Origin of the sequence: Variovorax sp. efr-133-TYG-130, assembly GCF_030208835.1 — a bacterium.
Taxonomy (GTDB): Bacteria; Pseudomonadota; Gammaproteobacteria; order Burkholderiales; family Burkholderiaceae_C; genus Variovorax.
Genome location: NZ_JARVTD010000003.1, coordinates 542,140 through 559,396, shown reverse-complemented (window position 1 = coordinate 559,396; position 17,257 = coordinate 542,140). Strand labels below are relative to the sequence as shown.

Annotated in this window: 15 protein-coding genes; 10 read left to right on the top strand and 5 right to left on the bottom strand. The window is 67.6% G+C overall.

Going from position 1 to position 17,257, the window contains the following annotated elements; genetic code table 11:
- The first annotated feature begins 15 nt into the window (after positions 1-15).
- Positions 16-1,554 (top strand): 2-isopropylmalate synthase, encoded by a 1,539-nt coding sequence (locus tag QRN67_RS04665; RefSeq protein ID WP_285410784.1) that lies wholly within the window; start codon positions 16-18, stop codon positions 1,552-1,554.
- Positions 1,555-1,671: 117 nt separating this feature from the next.
- The gene (locus tag QRN67_RS04660; protein WP_285410783.1) at positions 1,672-2,883 is read left to right on the top strand and encodes a serine hydrolase; all 1,212 of its coding nucleotides are present in this window, start codon (positions 1,672-1,674) and stop codon (positions 2,881-2,883) included.
- Positions 2,884-2,953: 70 nt separating this feature from the next.
- Here QRN67_RS04660 and QRN67_RS04655 read toward each other — a convergent pair whose 3' ends face one another.
- From QRN67_RS04655 to aat, 3 genes are read right to left on the bottom strand one after another with little or no spacing between them, the layout of a single operon-like run.
- Positions 2,954-3,775: an IclR family transcriptional regulator gene (locus tag QRN67_RS04655; RefSeq protein WP_081266317.1), complete on the bottom strand. Its 822-nt coding sequence runs from the start codon at positions 3,773-3,775 to the stop codon at positions 2,954-2,956.
- 30 nt (positions 3,776-3,805) lie between these two features.
- Complete coding sequence (locus QRN67_RS04650; RefSeq protein WP_285410782.1) at positions 3,806-4,555, bottom strand: arginyltransferase; 750 nt, start codon at positions 4,553-4,555, stop codon at positions 3,806-3,808.
- Positions 4,552-5,316 carry a leucyl/phenylalanyl-tRNA--protein transferase gene (gene aat / locus QRN67_RS04645; protein ID WP_285410781.1) on the bottom strand — a complete coding sequence of 255 codons (765 nt, stop codon included), beginning with the start codon at positions 5,314-5,316 and terminating at the stop codon, positions 4,552-4,554. Before aat ends, QRN67_RS04650 begins: the two co-directional genes overlap by 4 nt.
- Positions 5,317-5,550: 234 nt before the next feature.
- Here aat and QRN67_RS04640 point away from each other — a divergent pair, with 234 nt between their 5' ends.
- From QRN67_RS04640 to QRN67_RS04630, 3 genes are read left to right on the top strand one after another with little or no spacing between them, the layout of a single operon-like run.
- Positions 5,551-7,881, top strand: a complete 2,331-nt coding sequence (locus tag QRN67_RS04640; RefSeq protein ID WP_106934324.1) for a xanthine dehydrogenase family protein molybdopterin-binding subunit — start codon at positions 5,551-5,553, stop codon at positions 7,879-7,881.
- A gap of 37 nt (positions 7,882-7,918) precedes the next feature.
- Positions 7,919-8,818 (top strand): AraC family transcriptional regulator, encoded by a 900-nt coding sequence (locus QRN67_RS04635; RefSeq protein ID WP_285410779.1) that lies wholly within the window; start codon positions 7,919-7,921, stop codon positions 8,816-8,818.
- 13 nt (positions 8,819-8,831) lie between these two features.
- Positions 8,832-9,134 carry an SRPBCC family protein gene (locus QRN67_RS04630; RefSeq protein ID WP_285410777.1) on the top strand — a complete coding sequence of 101 codons (303 nt, stop codon included), beginning with the start codon at positions 8,832-8,834 and terminating at the stop codon, positions 9,132-9,134.
- 98 nt (positions 9,135-9,232) lie between these two features.
- Here QRN67_RS04630 and pobA read toward each other — a convergent pair whose 3' ends face one another.
- The gene (pobA, locus tag QRN67_RS04625; RefSeq protein ID WP_285410776.1) at positions 9,233-10,414 is read right to left on the bottom strand and encodes a 4-hydroxybenzoate 3-monooxygenase; all 1,182 of its coding nucleotides are present in this window, start codon (positions 10,412-10,414) and stop codon (positions 9,233-9,235) included.
- A gap of 141 nt (positions 10,415-10,555) precedes the next feature.
- Between pobA and QRN67_RS04620 the strand changes: the two genes are divergently transcribed.
- The 5 genes from QRN67_RS04620 to QRN67_RS04600 all read left to right on the top strand — a co-directional run bounded on the left by QRN67_RS04620 (position 10,556) and on the right by QRN67_RS04600 (position 15,387).
- A complete protein-coding gene (locus QRN67_RS04620; protein ID WP_081266324.1) occupies positions 10,556-11,326 on the top strand; it encodes an IclR family transcriptional regulator domain-containing protein in 771 nt (256 codons plus the stop codon).
- 63 nt (positions 11,327-11,389) lie between these two features.
- Positions 11,390-12,049, top strand: coding sequence for a response regulator (locus tag QRN67_RS04615; RefSeq protein WP_285410774.1), 660 nt, complete (start codon positions 11,390-11,392; stop codon positions 12,047-12,049).
- Positions 12,050-12,158: 109 nt separating this feature from the next.
- Complete coding sequence (locus tag QRN67_RS04610) at positions 12,159-13,496, top strand: ATP-binding protein (protein ID WP_285410773.1); 1,338 nt, start codon at positions 12,159-12,161, stop codon at positions 13,494-13,496.
- A 98-nt stretch (positions 13,497-13,594) separates the two neighbouring features.
- Positions 13,595-15,082, top strand: coding sequence for a DegQ family serine endoprotease (locus QRN67_RS04605; protein WP_081266326.1), 1,488 nt, complete (start codon positions 13,595-13,597; stop codon positions 15,080-15,082).
- A complete protein-coding gene (locus tag QRN67_RS04600) occupies positions 15,079-15,387 on the top strand; it encodes a hypothetical protein (protein WP_234382536.1) in 309 nt (102 codons plus the stop codon). The genes QRN67_RS04605 and QRN67_RS04600 overlap by 4 nt, the downstream gene beginning before the upstream one ends.
- A gap of 6 nt (positions 15,388-15,393) precedes the next feature.
- Here QRN67_RS04600 and QRN67_RS04595 read toward each other — a convergent pair whose 3' ends face one another.
- A complete protein-coding gene (locus QRN67_RS04595) occupies positions 15,394-17,256 on the bottom strand; it encodes a sensor histidine kinase (protein ID WP_285410770.1) in 1,863 nt (620 codons plus the stop codon).
- Position 17,257 lies beyond the last annotated feature (1 nt).

The following is a 17,257-nucleotide window of genomic DNA, read 5'->3' as shown; positions in this document are numbered from 1 at the left end:
CCAAGGAGAACCACGATGACCGAGCAACTCATAATTTTCGACACCACCTTGCGCGACGGTGAGCAATCGCCGGGCGCCTCGATGACGCGCGACGAGAAGATGCGCATTGCCAAGCTGCTGGAGCGGCTGAAGGTCGACGTCATCGAGGCCGGCTTTCCGGCCAGTTCGAACGGCGATTTCGAGGCCGTCAAGGCGATTGCCGACACGATCAAGGACTCGACGGTCTGTGGCCTGTCGCGCGCCAATGACCGCGACATCGCACGCGCCGCCGAGGCCCTCAAGGGCGCGGCCCGCGGGCGCATCCACACCTTCATCGCGACCTCGCCGCTTCACATGGAAAAGAAGCTGCGCATGACTCCCGACGAGGTGCACGAACAGGCCCGACTGGCGGTGCGCTTCGCGCGCAACCAGATCGGCGACGTCGAATTCAGCCCTGAAGACGGTTACCGCAGCGACCCGGACTTTCTCTGCCGCGTGCTCGAGACCGTCATTGCCGAGGGCGCCACCACCATCAACGTGCCCGATACCGTCGGCTACGCCATTCCAGAGCTATACGGCAACTTCATCAAGATGCTGCGCGAGCGCATTCCCAACAGCGACAAGGCCATCTGGTCGGTGCATTGCCACAACGACCTGGGCATGGCCGTGGCCAACTCGCTGGCCGGCGTGAAGATCGGCGGCGCGCGCCAGGTGGAATGCACCATCAACGGGCTGGGCGAGCGCGCAGGCAACTGCTCGCTCGAGGAAGTGGTCATGGCGGTCAAGACCCGCAAGGACTATTTCGGGCTCGACCTGCGCATCGACACCCAGCACATCGTGGCCGCGAGCCGCATGGTGAGCCAGACCACCGGCTTCGTGGTGCAGCCGAACAAGGCGGTGGTGGGCGCCAATGCCTTCGCGCATGCCTCGGGCATCCACCAGGACGGCGTGCTCAAGGCCCGCGACACCTACGAAATCATGCGCGCCGAGGACGTGGGCTGGACGGCCAACAAGATCGTGCTGGGCAAGCTCAGCGGCCGCAATGCCTTCAAGCAGCGCCTGCAGGAGCTGGGCGTGGCCATGGAGAGCGAAGGCGAGATCAACGCCGCCTTCCTGCGCTTCAAGGAGCTGGCCGATCGCAAATCCGAAATTTTCGACGAAGACATCCTCGCGCTCGTCAGCGCGGAGGAGGTGTCGAACGTTGGTGAGCGGTTTGCGTTCGTTTCTCTCTCCCAGCACAGCGAAACCGGAGAGCGCCCCCAGGCCAAGGTCGTCTTCACCGTCCAAGGCAAGGAAGTCACCGGCGAATCCGACGGCAATGGCCCGGTTGATGCTTCCCTGAAGGCGATCGAGTCGCACGTCAAGAGTGGCGCAGAGATGGTTCTTTACTCTGTAAACGCCATCAGCGGCTCGACGGAAAGCCAAGGAGAAGTTACAGTCCGGTTACAAAACGCAGGGCGGGTGGTCAATGGTGTGGGGGCGGACCCCGACATCGTGGTCGCTTCGGCAAAGGCTTATTTGAGTGCGCTCAACAAGTTACAGAGCCAAGCTGAGAGAGTTGCGGCACAAGGTTAGGTTTTCAGGCGATCCTTGGTATTCGATTGAAGAAGAGGATGCAAGTAACTGATATTGCGTGCCTTTTTTGATTTCGATACACTGCGGTCCTCGTTTGTCGCCGCTGGAGATTTATTAATGCCTGAAGCCCGTCTCCGCCGAGTTTCCAGCCAGCGGTTTCTACCCGCACTCAAGTTCATCGCCGTCGCGTTCTGCGCCACGGCGTTTTTGCTGCCTGGCGCCCAGGCAGCGAAAAAAGAAAAGCCCGCCGCCTCCAAGACCACTGCCGCCAAGAAGGGCTTTGTGCCGGTCGAGGCCAAGCGCAGCGCGTCGTCCAAGACGGCTCGCGGCGCCGCCGTCGCCAGTCGTGGCGGCCGGGCCGAGAAGAACGAAAAAGTAGAAAAGGTCGTTCGTGGTGGCCGCAACGTGGTTGCCACCATCCACAAGAAGAACGGCAAGACCGTGGTGGCCGTTCAGCGCCGCTCGGTGGTTCGTGTCGAACAACCCGCGCGCCAGTCCTTCGGCCAGATGGCCGGCCTGCACGGCACCGAAGATTCGCTCGACCTGAAGTCGAGCGTCGCGCTGGTCATCGACCAGGACACCCACGAAGTGCTGTTCAGCAAGAACGACCACGCCGTGCTGCCGATCGCGTCGCTCACCAAGCTGATGACCGGCCTGCTCATCAGCGAGGCGCACCTGCCGAATGAAGAGCTCATCACCATCACCCAGGACGATGTCGACACCGAAAAGCGCAGCAGCTCGCGCCTGACCGTCGGCACGACGCTGTCGCGCGGCGAACTGCTGCACTTGGCGTTGATGTCGAGCGAAAACCGTGCGGCGCACGCGCTGGGCCGTACCTATCCGGGCGGGCTGTCGACCTTCGTGAGCATCATGAACGCCAAGGCCAAGATGCTCGGCATGAAGGACACGCGCTACGTCGAGCCCACGGGCCTGTCGAGCCGCAACCAGTCGAGCGCGCAAGACCTGGCGCTGCTCGTCAATGCAGCCTATGCAGACGCCACGGTGCGTTCGCTGTCGACCTCGCCTGAATACCAGGTGGAGGTGGGCAACCGCGTCCTGCAGTTCAACACCACCAACCGTCTCGTGAAGAGCCCCGATTGGGAAATCGGTGTGCAGAAGACCGGCTACATCTCCGAAGCCGGCCAGTGCCTCGTGATGCAGGCCAAGGTGGCGGGGCGCAAGCTGATCATGGTGTTCCTGGATTCGGCCGGCAAGTTCAGCCGCATTGCCGACGCCGAGCGCGTTCGCCGCTGGGTCGAGGCCACGCATTCGATCTCCGGCTCGCCGGCCGCGTCTTCGCGCAACGTGGGCTACCAGGTCGCTGGCTGAGCTAGACCTGCCCGCTCCAATGAAAACAGGCCCTTCGCAGGGCCTGTTTGCTTTTGGGGTTCTGCCAGGGTCAGGCGCCTGCCGAGGGGCTGCCGTTCGCCGGGGTGGCCGCAGCCCCATCCTTGAACCCCAGCGCGCCAGAGATCTCGTTGGCCGTGGCCTGCAGCTTGGGCAGCCAGCCTTCGTCCAGCCGATCGGCCGGGGCAGAGATGGAAAGGCCCGCCACCAGCTTTCCTTGGTCGTCGTAGATGCCGGCAGCCATGCAGCGCACGCCCAGCTCCAGTTCTTCGTTGTCGCGGGCGATGCCGTACTGGCGCGCCTTCGACAGCTCGCGCTCGAGCGCTGGCAACTGGGTGATGCTGTTGCGGGTGTGGCCGGCCAGCCCGGTGCGGGTGGCGTAGCTGCGCACGCGCTGCGGATCGTCGGCGGCCAGGAACAGCTTGCCGGTCGAGGTCAGGTGCAGGGCGGCGCGGCCGCCGATGGCGCGCACCACCTGCATGCCCGAGCGTTCGCTGTAGGAGCGCTCGATGTACACGATCTCATCGCCCTGGCGCATGCTCAGGTTGACCGGCTGCTGCGTGAGCTTGTGCAGTTCGCGCATCGGCCCCAGCGCCGCGTCGCGCACGTTGAGCCGGCCCTTGACCAGGTTGCCCAGCTCCAGCAGGCGCATGCCCAGGCGGTAGCTGCCGGCCTCGGGCCGGTCGACGAAGCGGCCCACCGCGAGGTCGTTGAGGATGCGGTGCGTGGTCGACGGGTGAAGGCCGGTCTTTTCGCTGATCTCCTTCAGCGAAATCGCCTCTTCGCGGGATGCCAGGACATCGATCAGCGCGAACATGCGCTCGATCACCTGGATCACGGGAACGGCGGGAATGTCTGATTGGTTTTTTCTCATGGCGCTCTGCGGTGATGACCGAGCGCCATTTTACCTTGTGAAATCGCCGGGCGCTTGCCAGCAACCGTCCACCAACACTTCGTGCGGGGAAAAGCGCGCCTTGTAGTTCATTTTCGGGCTGTGCTCGATCCAGTAGCCCAGGTACACGTGCGGCAGGCCCAGCTTGCGCGCCTGCTCGATCTGCCAGAGCACGCTGTAGGTGCCGTAGCCGGCGCTGGTGTCGGGCTCGTAGAAGGTGTAGACGGCCGAGATGCCGTCGTTCAGCACGTCGAGGATCGACACCATCTTGAGCGCCCCGGCGCTGCCGTCAGGCAGTGTTTCGCGAAACTCCACCAGTCGCGAGTTGACCCTGCTCTGCAGCAGGAACTGGGTGTACTGGTCGATGCTGTCGTGGTCCATGCCGCCGCCGGCATGGCGGCCGTTCTGGTAGCGCAGGTATAGCTGGTAGTGCTCCGGCACGAAGCACAGCTTCAATACGCGCGCCTGCAGGTCGGAATGTTGTTTAACCGCGCGCCGCTGGCTGCGCGTGGGGTGGAAGCTGTTGGCCAGCACACGCAGCGGAACGCACGCGCGGCAGCCGTCGCAGTAGGGGCGGTAGGTGAACATGCCGCTTCGCCGGAAGCCGCTGAGCACCAGGTCGGAGTAGGCGTCGTTGTGAATCAGGTGGCTGGGCGTGGCCACCTGCGAGCGGGCCTGGCGATCCGGCAGGTAACTGCAGGGATAGGGCGCCGTCGCGTAGAACTGCAGGGTGTGAAGCGGAAGGTCCTTGAGGTGCGTCACGTCGTCACATCGGGAGAATGAGGTCGCGCGGAAAGGAGTTCAGTCCAGTATACGGGCTCGAAACGCCACTGTGGCCCCTCTTCCTGCCGGGCCTGGGCTACATGGGCGACGAAGCGCCCGCGCGGCATTTCGCGGGCGCCGAGGCTCGCGAGGTGGGGTGTGTTCTGCTGGCAGTCGATCATTTGCACGCCGTAGCGCCTGCAAAGCGCCACCAGCGCCGCCAGCGCGATCTTCGAGGCGTCGGGACGGCGCGTGAACATCGACTCGCCGAACACCGCGCGGCCCAACGCCACGCAATAGAGGCCGCCCGCCAGCTTGCCGTCGATCCAGGTCTCGACGCTGTGGGCATGGCCGGCGCGATGCAACTCCGTATAGGCCCGCACCATGTCCGGAACGATCCATGTGCCCGACTGGCCCACCCGTGGCGAGCGCGAGCAGGCCTCTATGACGGCGCCGAAGTCATGGTCGATGCGCACTTCGCAGCCAGGCGTCTGCGCAAAGCGCGCCAGGGTCTTGCGCAGCGAGCGATGCAGGTGGAAGTCAGCTACCTGCAGCACCATGCGCGGGTCGGGGCTCCACCAGAGAATCGGCTGGTCCTCGCTGAACCATGGGAAGACGCAACTGGCGTAGGCCTGCGTCAGGGTATCGACATCCAGTGCGCCGCCGGCCGCGAGCAGGCCGGGCACCGGGTCGGCGGCCCCCCATGCCGATGCGGGATCGGGCAGCGCGTCTCCGGGTTCGAGCCAAGGCAGTTGTTGCATGTTCACAGGTATACACGGCTTATCGAAAACTGAATCCAGTTGGGGGAAAATTGCGTACGCCCCGGGTCTGCCCATCAGGCAAAGGCCCGGAGCGTAGCGACCGCTGGCACGACACACCCACAAGACCCGTCGAAGACCATATAGTCCACAGCTTGCATTCGCCACGGTACCCTCAGGTACCAGCGAATCCGGCTGGCAACTGTTTTGCGCCGGGATCAGCACAAGAGGACCACGTTGACCACTGAATCCAATCCCACACGCTTCGGCAGCGGCCAGGCAGTGCGCAGACTCGAGGACGAAAGCCTGCTGGCCGGGGCCGGACGCTACACGGACGACGTCACGTTGCCCGGCCAGGCGCACCTTGTCTTCCTGCGGTCTTCCTATCCCCACGCACGCATACTTTCCGTGGACACCAGCACGGCGGCTGCCATGCCGGGGGTGCTCAGCGTGATCACCGGGGCCGACATGGCGCGGGCCGGCGTCAAGCCGATGCCCGGCGCCGCGGGCTTCAAGCGCGCGGACGGCAGCGACAGCGCCAGCCCGCCGCGCTACGCAATGGCGCATGAACGCACGCGCTTCGTCGGAGAGGCCGTGGCGCTCGTGGTGGCCGATACCGTGCAGCAGGCGCGCGACGCCTGCGAAGCCATCATGGTCGACTACGAAGACCTGCCGATGGTGGTCGACCTTGCCAGTGCCACTGCCGAAGGCGCGCCGCAGCTGTGCGAAGCGGCCTCCGGCAACATCGCCGCCGAAATGCGCCACGGCAGCAGCGAGGCCGCCACCGCCGCATTTGCCAAGGCCAGCCATGTGGTGGCGCTCGACGTGAACAACCAGCGCGTGGTTGCGCTGACCATCGAGCCGCGTTCCGTGCTCGCCGCGCAAGACGCCGACACGGGCCGCCTCACCATCCGCATGAGCACGCAGATGCCTTCCGGCGTTCGCGATTCGCTGTGCGCGGCCATCGGGCTGCCCAAGGAGAAAGTGCGCGTGGTCGTGGGCGATGTCGGCGGCGGCTTCGGCATGAAGACCGGCGCCTACCCCGAGGACATCGCGGTCGCGTTTGCCGCGCTTCAGGTTCGCCGTCCGGTGAAATGGGTGGCCGACCGCAGCGAAGAGTTCCTGTCGAGCGCGCACGGCCGCGACATCGAGGCCCGCGCCGAAATGGCGCTGGACGCCGACGGCAAGATCCTGGCGCTGCGCATCAAGACGCTCGCCAACGTGGGCGCCTACGCCACCGGCACCGGTGTTGCCATCCAGCTGCTCATCGGCCCCTGGGTGCAGACCAGCGTCTACGACATCCAGACCATCGACTTCCATTTCAAGGCGGTGCTCACTAACACCGCGCCCACCGGCGCCTACCGCGGCGCCGGCCGGCCCGAGGCCATCTTCACCATCGAGCGGCTGATGGACGAGGCCGCGCGCCAGACCGGCATCGACCGCATCGCGCTGCGCCGCCGCAACTTCATCCGCCCCGAGCAGATGCCGTACAAGAACCCGATGGCGCAGACCTACGACACCGGCAACTTCGAGTCGGTGATGGACCAGGCGCTGGCGCTGGCCGACTGGCAGGGGTTCGAGGGCCGCGCCGCCGCGTCGGCCAGCCAGGGCAAGCATCGCGGCCTGGGCATTGCCACCTTCCTCGAATGGACGGGCGGCAACGTGTTCGAGGAGCGTGTCACGGTGTCCGTGCAGGCCGATGGCGTGATCGAGGTCTTCTCTGCCGTCAACGCCATGGGGCAGGGCATTGCCACCTCGCTCGCGCAACTGGCCGTGGACGCCTTCGGCGTGCCCATCGACAAGGTGCGCGTGGTGCTCGGCGACACTGACCGCGGCGACGGCTTCGGCAGCGCCGGATCGCGCTCGCTCTTCACCGGCGGCTCGGCCGTGCGCATCGGCGCGGAACGCACCATCGACAAGGCGCGCGAGCTCGCGGCGCAGGAGTTCGAGGCTGCCGTCGACGACATCACCTACACGCGCGGCGTGTTCATGGTGGCCGGCACCGACCTCGAGCTCGACTTGTTCACGCTCGCAGGCAAGCAGCCCGGGCGCGAGATCTTCGTCGACTCCACCAGCACGGTGGCCGGCCCGACCTGGCCCAACGGCTGCCACATCTGCGAGATCGAGATCGACCCGCCCACCGGCGAGATCAGCGTGGTGGCCTACAGCTCGGTCAACGACGTGGGCCGCGTCATCAACCCGATGATCGTGCGCGGGCAGCTCGAAGGCGGTGCGGTGCAGGGCATCGGGCAGGCGCTCTACGAGCAGGTGGTGTACGACCACGAAACCGGCCAGCCCGTCACCGGGAGCCTGATGGACTACGCCGCGCCGCGCGCCGACATCGTCGACACCATGTTCAACATGGAAATGGACGAATCCACGCCCTGCAAGAACAACCCGCTGGGCGTGAAGGGCGTGGGCGAACTGGGCACCATCGGCGCCACGCCGGCCATCGTGAACGCGGTGGCCGACGCCTTCGCGCGCAACGGCCTTGCCACCCGCGCGCCGCGGCTGCACATGCCGCTGAGCCCTGCGCGTGTCTGGCAGGCGATGCAAACGGTCGATTAGGCAATCGTTTCCGTGGGACAGAAAAAAGGCGCCTGCCATGCTCGTCACCACGGAAGCAAAGACCGACGCCATCAGCGTCGCCAGCTACCGCTGCGACGCGGGGCCTGACGCGCAGCCCTTTGCCGAACTGCACGAGGGCTACTCGGTCTCGTACGTGCGCAAGGGCAGCTTCGGCTACCGCACGCGCGGCCGGGCCTACGAACTGGTGACCGGCTCGGTGCTGGTCGGTCGCCCCGGCGACGAATACGTCTGCACACACGACAACCATGTGTGCGGCGACGAGTGCCTCGCGTTCCACCTGTCGCCCGGCTTCGTCGACCTGATCGGCGGAGATTCGAAGGCCTGGCGCGCCGGCGGCCTGCCGCCGCTGGCCGAGCTCATTGTGATCGGCGAACTCGCCCAGGCCGCGGCCGAAGGGCAGGGCGATGCCGGCCTGGACGAATTGGGCATGTGGTTCGCAAGCCGTTTCGTCGAGGTCGTGTCCGGGCGCCGGAAGTCCGCGCCGCCGTCCACGGCCGCGGCGCGAGACCGCCGTCGCGCGGTCGATGCCGCGGTGTGGATCGACGCCAACTCGCAGAGCGACATCGGCCTCGACGGCGCGGCGGCCGAGGCCGGACTGAGCTCCTTCCACTTCCTGCGGCTGTTCTCCCAGGTGCTGGGCGTCACGCCGCACCAGTACCTCGTGCGTTCGCGGCTGCGTCGTGCCGCGCGCCTGCTGGCCGAAGACGACGGCCGGCCCGTGACCGAGGTCGCGCTCGACGTGGGCTTTGCAGATCTCAGCAATTTCGTGCGCACCTTCCACCGTGCGGCCGGCGTGTCGCCCAGCGGCTTCCGCAAGGCGGCACGCGGCGACCGCAAGATTTTCCAAGACCGCATCGCAGCGCTTCTCGATGATGAGCGCCTGATCCAGCCGTCGGGCCGGGTCGCGTCACTCTGAAGCGAGGCTAGGCATGGCCACCATCTACAAGGAATTCATCGTCGAGGCGGAGGCCGCCCGTGTGTGGGACGCACTGCGCGACTTCAACGCGGTGCACGTGCGGCTCGCACCGGGCTTTCTCACCGGCTGCACCGTCGATGCGGAAGGCGCACGCGTGCTGACTTTCGCCAACGGCCTCGTGGCGCGCGAGGTGCCGGTCGGCATCGACGACACGCACCGCCGCCTGGCCTACACCGTCGCTGGCGGCAAGGCCAGCCATCACCACGCATCGGCGCAGGTGTTCACGGAGGGTCCGGGGCGCTCCCGCTTCGTGTGAATCACCGATGTGCTGCCCGATGCCATGGCTGCCTACGTGGAGCCGATGATGGTGCAGGGCGCCGCCGCGATGAAGGCGGCGCTCGAAGGTCGCACCGCCTAGAACTCTTCCAGCGGCAGGCCGACGTAGTTCTCGGCCAGCGAGGTGGAGGCCGCGTGCGAATGCACCAGGTAGTCGAGTTCCGCTTCCTGGATCTTCTGGCCGAAGGCGCCGGTTTCCGGAAAGCGGTGCATCAGCGAGGTGAACCACCACGAGAAGCGCTCGGCCTTCCACACGCGGCGCAGGCACAGGTCGGAGTAGCGGTCGAGTGCAGAAGCCGACTTCTCGCGGTAGAAGATCTCCAATGCGCGCGACAGATAGCCCACGTCGGCCGTCGCGAGGTTCAGCCCCTTGGCGCCGGTCGGCGGCACGATGTGCGCCGCGTCGCCCGCCAGGAACAGCGAGCCGAAGCGCATCGGCTCGGCAACGAAGCTGCGCAGCGGCGCAATGCTCTTCTCGATGGACGGGCCGGTCACCAGCCGTTCGCGTGCCTCGGGGTCCAGGCGTGCGCGAAGTTCGTTCCAGAAGGCATCGTCGCTCCAGTTTTCCACGCGCTCCTCGGTCGGCACCTGCACGTAGTAGCGGCTGCGCGTGGCGCTGCGCATGCTGCACAGCGCGAAGCCGCGCTCGGTGTTCGCGTAGATGAGCTCGTGCGACACCGGCGGCACGTCGGCCAGCACGCCGAGCCAGCCAAAGGGGTAGATCTTTTCGTAGGTCTGGATCGCGTCGGGCGGCACGCTCGCGCGGCTCACGCCGTGGTAGCCGTCGCAGCCGGCGATGAAGTCGCATTCGATCTCGTGCGTCTGGCCGTCCTTCTCGTAGCGCACGCGCGGCTTGTTCGAGTCGAAGTCGTGCAGGCTGACGTTGGCCGCGCTGTAGATCGTCTTCAGGCCTTCGGCTTCACGCGCTTCCATCAGGTCGCGCGTCACTTCGGTCTGGCCGTACACCGTGACCTGCTTGCCGCCCGTGAAGCCGTGCATGTCGATGCGATGGCGCGCCCCCTTGAAGAGCAGCTCTATGCCCTCGTGCGGCAGGCCTTCGGCCTTGGCGCGAGCGTCGACGCCGGCGCGGGCCAGCAGGTCCATGGTGACCTGCTCGAGCACGCCGGCGCGGATGCGCCCGAGCACGTAGTCGCCGCTCTGGCGTTCGACGATGACGTTGTCGATGCCTGCCTTGTGCAGAAGCTGACCGAGCAGAAGGCCGGCGGGGCCGGCGCCGATGATCGCGACCTGGGTGCGCATGTTCGTGTCTCCGGGATGGTTTCGTGGAGCGTAGGTCGCGCCCGCCCGTCTGTGGCGCCGTCGCGAGATGCTCTGTGCGATCATGCGAACGCGTGCGCGATGATCGCGCAACACTTCGACCCAACGACGACCCGACGACGAATGACCATCGCCAGAGCCGACTTCATCGAGGGCATTGCCAAGGGAATGGCGGTGCTCGAGAGCTTCGACACCGAGCGCCAGCGGCTCAACGCCACGCTGGCCGCGGAGCGCGCGGGCCTCACCCGCGCCGCGGCCCGCCGCCACCTGCTGACGCTGGCGCACCTGGGCTACCTGGAAACCGACGGCAGCTATTTCTGGATGGCGCCGAAGGTGCTTCGCTTCTCGGGAAGCTACCTCGCGTCGTCGCGCCTGCCGCGTGCCCTGCAACCCACGCTGAACCGGCTGGCAGCACAGACGGGCGAGTCTTTCTCGGCGGTGGTGCTCGACGGCGAGGAGGTGGTCATCGTTGCGCGCAGCGGCAGCTACGGCACGCCGACGCGCGTGCTGGCCTACGGCCTGCACCTGGGCGCACGGCTGCCTGCCCATGCGACCTCGACCGGCCGCGTGCTGCTGGCCGCAATGGCGCCCACCGTGTTCACGCAATGGCTCAAGGGGCGCCACCTGGCGCGGCTCACGCCCCACACCGTGACCCAGGCGCGTGGCCTGCGCCAGCTGGTTGCCCGTGCCCGCAAGGACGACTATTGTTTTGCCAGCGAGGAACATGAACTGGGCGTGCAGGCGCTGGCGGTGCCGTTGCGCGACATGCAGGGCCACACGGTGGCGTCGCTGAACATGGTGCTGTCGGGCACGCGCTACCAGGAAGAGGCCCTGCAGCGCGACATGCTGCCGCTATTGTTCGAAGCAGCGCGGGAAGTGCGTTCGCTGCTGTGACGCGCCCTCGTCTGAACTTTAGCGAAGGCCCGCGCCTCGAATCCCCGAAACGGACACACAACCATGCGACTCCTCTTGCTTGAAGACGACGTGATGATCGGCGAAGCCGTGCTCGACCTGCTGCGTGCCGAGCAGTACGCGGTGGACTGGGTGAAAGACGGCGAGGCCGCGGATTCGGCGCTGCGCACCCAGCAGTACGACCTGGTGATGCTCGACCTGGGCGTGCCGCGCCGCGACGGGCTGGAAGTGCTGCGCAACCTGCGCGCGCGCAAGCAGCGCATGCCGGTGCTGATTGCCACCGCGCGCGACTCGGTCCAGCAGCGCATCGAAGGCCTCGACGCCGGCGCCGACGACTACGTGCTCAAGCCCTACGACCTCGAAGAGCTGCTGGCCCGCATCCGCGCCTTGCTGCGCCGAGCGGCGGGCCGTGCCGAACCGGTGTACGAACACATGGGCGTGAGCATCAACCCGGCCACGCGCGAGGTCTCGGTGGCCGGCCAGCCGGTGGTGCTGTCGGCCCGCGAATGGGCCGTGCTGGAGCCGCTGCTCGCGCGGCCCGGCATGGTGCTGTCGCGTGCCCAGCTCGAGGAAAAGCTCTACAGCTGGAAAGACGAGATCAGCAGCAACGCCGTGGAGGTGTACGTGCACGGCCTGCGCAAGAAGCTGGGCGCGGAATTGATCCGCAACGTGCGCGGCGTAGGCTACATGGTGCCCAAGCTATGACTCGCCCCCAGGCTGCGCGCACTTCGTGTCGCTTCGCCAACCCCCTTCCGGGGGCGACGCCTGCGGCCCGGCAGAGCCGGTTCCGTGGCGCCTCGCCAAGGGGCCGCGCATGAGGGGAATCATCGGGTCGTTGACCGGCTCTCTTCGCGCGCGGCTGCTGTGGTTCCTGCTCGCGGCCATCGTGCTGGCGGCGGGCGCGCAGGCGCTGGTGGCCTACCGCACGGTGCTTGCCGAAGCCGACGACATCTTCGACTACCACATGCAGCAGATGGCACTGTCGCTGCGCGCCGGCCTGCCGCCGAGCGCCACGGTCGGCGGTATCGGCACCGGCGAGCAGAACTTCGATTTCGTAGTGCAGGTGTGGACCGCCGACGGTGTGCGCATCTTCGAATCCGCCGAGGAGGCGGCGCTGCCGCAGCTCGCCGTGCTGGGCTTTGCCGACGTGCATGCGCGCGGCACCACGTACCGCGTGTTCTCGATGCAGACGCGCGGGCTGGTGATCCAGGTGGCGCAGGACATGGCGGCGCGGCGTCACATGGCCGGCTCGCTCGCGTTGCGGACCATCGCGCCGGTGGCGTTGATGGCGCCGCTGCTGATGCTGGTCGTGTGGTGGGTGGTGAGCCGCTCGCTCGCGCCGGTGGCGCGCGTGCGCAAGCAGGTGGCTTCTCGCCAGGCCGACGACCTGTCGCCGGTGAGCGAGGAAAACCTGCCGGAAGAAGTGCGCCCGCTGGTGCAGGAACTGAACCTGCTGTTCGACCGGGTGCGCCACGCTTTCGATGCGCAGAAGCACTTCGTCGCCGATGCCGCGCATGAGCTGCGCTCGCCGCTGGCCGCATTGAAGCTGCAGGTGCAGGGGTTGCAGCGCGCGCCCGACGATGCTTCGCGCGACCTTGCCGTGAGCCGTCTGGTGGCGGGCATCGACCGCGCCACACGCCTCGTCGAGCAGATGCTCGCGCTGGCGCGCCACGAGGCCAGCATGGCCGCGGGCGCCACGCCGGAGCCGGTCGATCTTTCCGAGGTGGCGCGGCTCGCGGTGTCTGATGCGGTGGCCGCGGCGCAGGCGCGCGGCATCGACATCGGCATCACCCATGCCGATGCCGCTGTCGTCAACGGCCAGCCGGAGGCGCTGCGCATGCTGCTGCGCAACCTGCTGGAAAACGCGGTCAAGTACACGCCGGTCGAGGGCCGCGTCGACATTGCCATCGCAAAGCGAGACGACGGCGTCGAGCTCAGCGTCGACGACAGCGGCCCCGGGCTGCCAGAGACGGAGCGTGAGCGCGTGCTCGACCGGTTCTACCGCTCGGGCGAGACTCAGGCGCCGGGCAGCGGCCTGGGACTGGCCATCGTCAAGTCGATCGCCGAGCTGCATGGCGCGACGGTGGCGCTCGACGCCTCGCCCAGCCTGGGCGGGCTGCGGGTGCTGGTGCGCTTTCCGGCCCACGCCTGAGCCCTTTCGCCGGGGGCGCCGTTTAAGCGGCGCTTAAGTCAGGGCGGCGACATTCCTTTCATCGTGTTGCGTGCATACGCCTTGAAAGGAACCGACAAATGAACTCCCGTCTGACTTCGCCCCGCGCCCTGGTGATTGCCTTGGCGACCGCGGGTGTGATCGGTGCCGTCGGTGCTGGTGCCTACACCAGCGCTCGCGCCGTGGGCGCCCCGGCCACCACCAACGCGGTCGTCACGGCGCCCGCGGCCATGGTCACGCTGCCCGACTTCTCCACCATCACCTCGCGCGACGGCCCTGCCGTGGTCAACATCAGCGTGACCGGCACCATGAAGGCGTCGGACGACCAGGCCGCCGCCGAGATCCAGGGCATCGATCCCGATGACCCGATGTTCCAGTTCTTCCGGCGCTTCCAGGGCCAGATGGGCCCGCGCGGCCAGCAGCAGCAACGCGACGTGCCGGTGCGCGCGCAGGGCTCGGGCTTCATCGTCGATCCCAGCGGCATCATCATCACCAACGCGCACGTCGTGAAGGACGCGAAGGAAGTCACCGTCAAGCTGACCGACCGCCGCGAGTACCGCGCCAAGGTGCTGGGCGCCGACGCCAAGACCGACATCGCGGTGCTGAAGATCGACGCGAAGAACCTGCCGGTGCTCGCACTGGGCAACACCAAGGACCTGAAGGTCGGTGAATGGGTGCTGGCCATCGGCTCGCCCTTCGGCTTCGAGAACACGGTGACGGCCGGCGTGGTGAGCGCCAAGGGCCGCTCGCTGCCCGACGACAGCTACGTGCCGTTCATCCAGACCGACGTTGCGGTGAACCCCGGCAATTCGGGCGGGCCGCTGCTCAACACGCGCGGCGAGGTGGTCGGCATCAACTCGCAGATCTACAGCCGCAGCGGCGGCTACCAGGGCCTGTCGTTCGCCATTCCGATCGACGTGGCGATCCAGGTGAAGGACCAGATCGTCGCGACCGGCAAGGCCACGCACGGCCGGCTCGGCGTGGCGGTGCAGGAAGTGAACCAGGCCTTTGCCGATTCCTTCAAGCTCGACAAGCCCGAAGGCGCGCTGGTCTCGAACATCGAGAAGGGCGGCCCCGGCGACAAGGCGGGGCTGAAGGCTGGCGACGTGATCCGCAAGGTCAACGGCCAGCCGATCATTTCCTCGGGTGACCTGCCCGCGGTGATCGGCCAGCAGGCCCCGGGCAAGCAGGTCACGCTCGAAGTGTGGCGCCAGGGCGAACGCCAGGAGCTGCAGGCCAAGCTCGGCGACGCGAGCGACAAGCCGGCGAAGGTCGCCAAGGCCGATGCCGACGTGGGGCAGGGCAAGCTGGGGCTGGCGCTGCGTCCGCTGCAGCCGCAGGAAAAGCGCGAGGCCTCCGTCGACAACGGGCTGCTGATCGAAGACGCCGCCGGTCCCTCGGCCCTGGCGGGCGTGCAGGCAGGCGACGTGCTGCTGGCCATCAACGGCACGCCGGCGCAGAGCGTGGAGCAGGTGCGCGAGGTGGTGGCCAAGGCCAGCAACAAGTCGGTGGCGCTGCTGATCCAGCGCGGCGAAGACAAGATCTTCGTGCCCGTGCGAATCGGGTGAGCCGCTCCGAAGGCGGCGGAGGGCTGTCGGCGCACATCCTGCCCACGTCGGCCACCATGATCGGCGTGTGCATGACGGTGATGTCGATCGGGCACCTCGGGCCGCGCGACGACATGCGGCTCCTCATCGACCGCCTGCTGGCCGTGGACGCGCTGGTCTTCTTGGCCAGCGCGTTGCTGTCTTTCATCTCGATGCGCTCGCACGGCTCCGGCGCCCGGCTGGAGAGCTGGGGCGAGGCGGTGTTCATTGCCGGCCTTGCGCTGCTGGCGCTCGGCGCGGTCACGCTGGCTTTCGCGCTGCGCTGAGGCCGCTCAGGCCAGCGTGCAGGGCCAGTCCAGCAGCACGCGGGTACCGCCGGTGCGCTCGTCCGCGGTTTCTATTTGCAGCTTGGCGCCTATCGACTGGGCGCGCGCCCGCATGTTCGAGATGCCGTGTCCCGGCGGCCTGCCGTCGGCCGGTGCCTTGGGCAGGCCCCGGCCGTTGTCGGTGAGCATGATGCGCACCAGCGGGGGCGACTCTTCACCGTGCCAGCTCGCATGCATCACGATGCGCGTGGCCGACGCATGCTTCAGCACATTGGTGAAGGCTTCGAGCAGGATGCGCTGCAACTGCAGCGCGGCCTGCGCCGCAAAAGGGGCCATGGGCGGGATCACGGCCACGTCCCATACCAGTTCGATGCCGGCCGCATCCAGGCGCGGCTGCAGCCGGTAGCGCAGCGTGGCGAGCACGGTGGGCAGGTCGTCGTGGGTCGGCTGCAGCGAGTCGACGGCCATGCGCATCTCGTCGAGCGCGAGCTTCACATGCTCCTCGACCACCTTGCGATCAGGCGCGGGCTGTGTCACCACGTTGAGCAGGCCGACCAGCTGCGAGCCCACGCCGTCGTGGATCTCTCGCATGATGCGCTGGCGCTCCAGCAGCACGGCCTGCTCCTGCTGCTGCTGGCGCAGCGTGTCGAACGCACCGCGCAGCTGCGCCTCGCGTTCGTCGATGCGGGCCGCGAGGTTGGCGTTGAGCGCCCTGTAGTCGGCCACGGTGCGGCTGTAGCGCTCGACCACCAGGCCGGCCAGGATCATCACGAAGAAGAACATCGCGTGCGCGGTCAGCGTGTAGTCGGCGCCGCCGAACAGCCCCATGCGCACCAGCAGCAGGTCGTGCGCGCCGGCCAGTATGGCGAGCGAGCCGGCCGCCATGAGCACCCTGGCAATGCTGCGGCGCTCCACCAGCGCGCCATGCACCACATAGGGCAGGCAGACGATGCTCGTCAGCTGCAGGATGACGAGGCCGCCGGTCCATAGCTTCGGCAGCGCGAACGCGAAAGAAGCGCAAGCCAGCGCGACCGTGGTTGCCAGCGCGGCGTAGATCGCCCGCACCAGCCACGGCGGATTGCGCTCCAGCACCAGCAGCACGAAGCGCGCGATGAGCCCGATGTGGCAGGCATAGCAGACCGCGACTACCGCGCCCCACAGCGGCCAGGGCACCGGCACTTCGGGCCATACACGGTCGAGGTTGCGCGCCACGCCCGAGAGCGCGGCCAGCGCGAAGCAGCCGTAGAGCGCGTCGCGCTGGCGCAGCCACAGCCCGCCGGCCATGCCGCCCATCAGCAGCAGGCTGACCGCATAGACGATGGCCGAGGTATTGCGCCAGTTCTGCTGTGCGCGGTAGATGGGCGTGAGCGCCGCCTCGGTGCCGTATTGCACGGTGGCCAGCCCCGCACCGCGCTGCCGCTGGATGGTGGTGCGCACCTCCAGCACCTGCGGCCGGCCTTCGCGGTGCAGCGCCGCCGCGACGTGCACCAGGTGGTTGCCCTTGGAGGCCTCGTAGCCGGGGTCCCCCAGCGTGCCGTAGCTGGCCACCAGCGCATCGTTGAAATACACGGCCACCTGGTTGCCCACGCCCGTCATCAGCAGCGCCGAAGGAGCGCCCGCCGGCACGGCGGCGTCAGGAAGCTCCATCCGGTAGCTGGCCTTGCCGCCGCGGCCGGGAAACTCGTGGTCCCAGCGAAAAGGCAGCGGCACGCGGCGTACCTGCGGCGGCAGGCCGTCGGGCTCCAGCGTCGCTTCCGCGAAGCCGACCTCCATCGGAGCGGCGGTGGCAGCGTGGGCCTGGAGCACCGCCGCGAGCAGCGGCAGGCCAAGCACCGCCAGCAGCCAGCGGCGCAGCCTCCGGGCGATCACG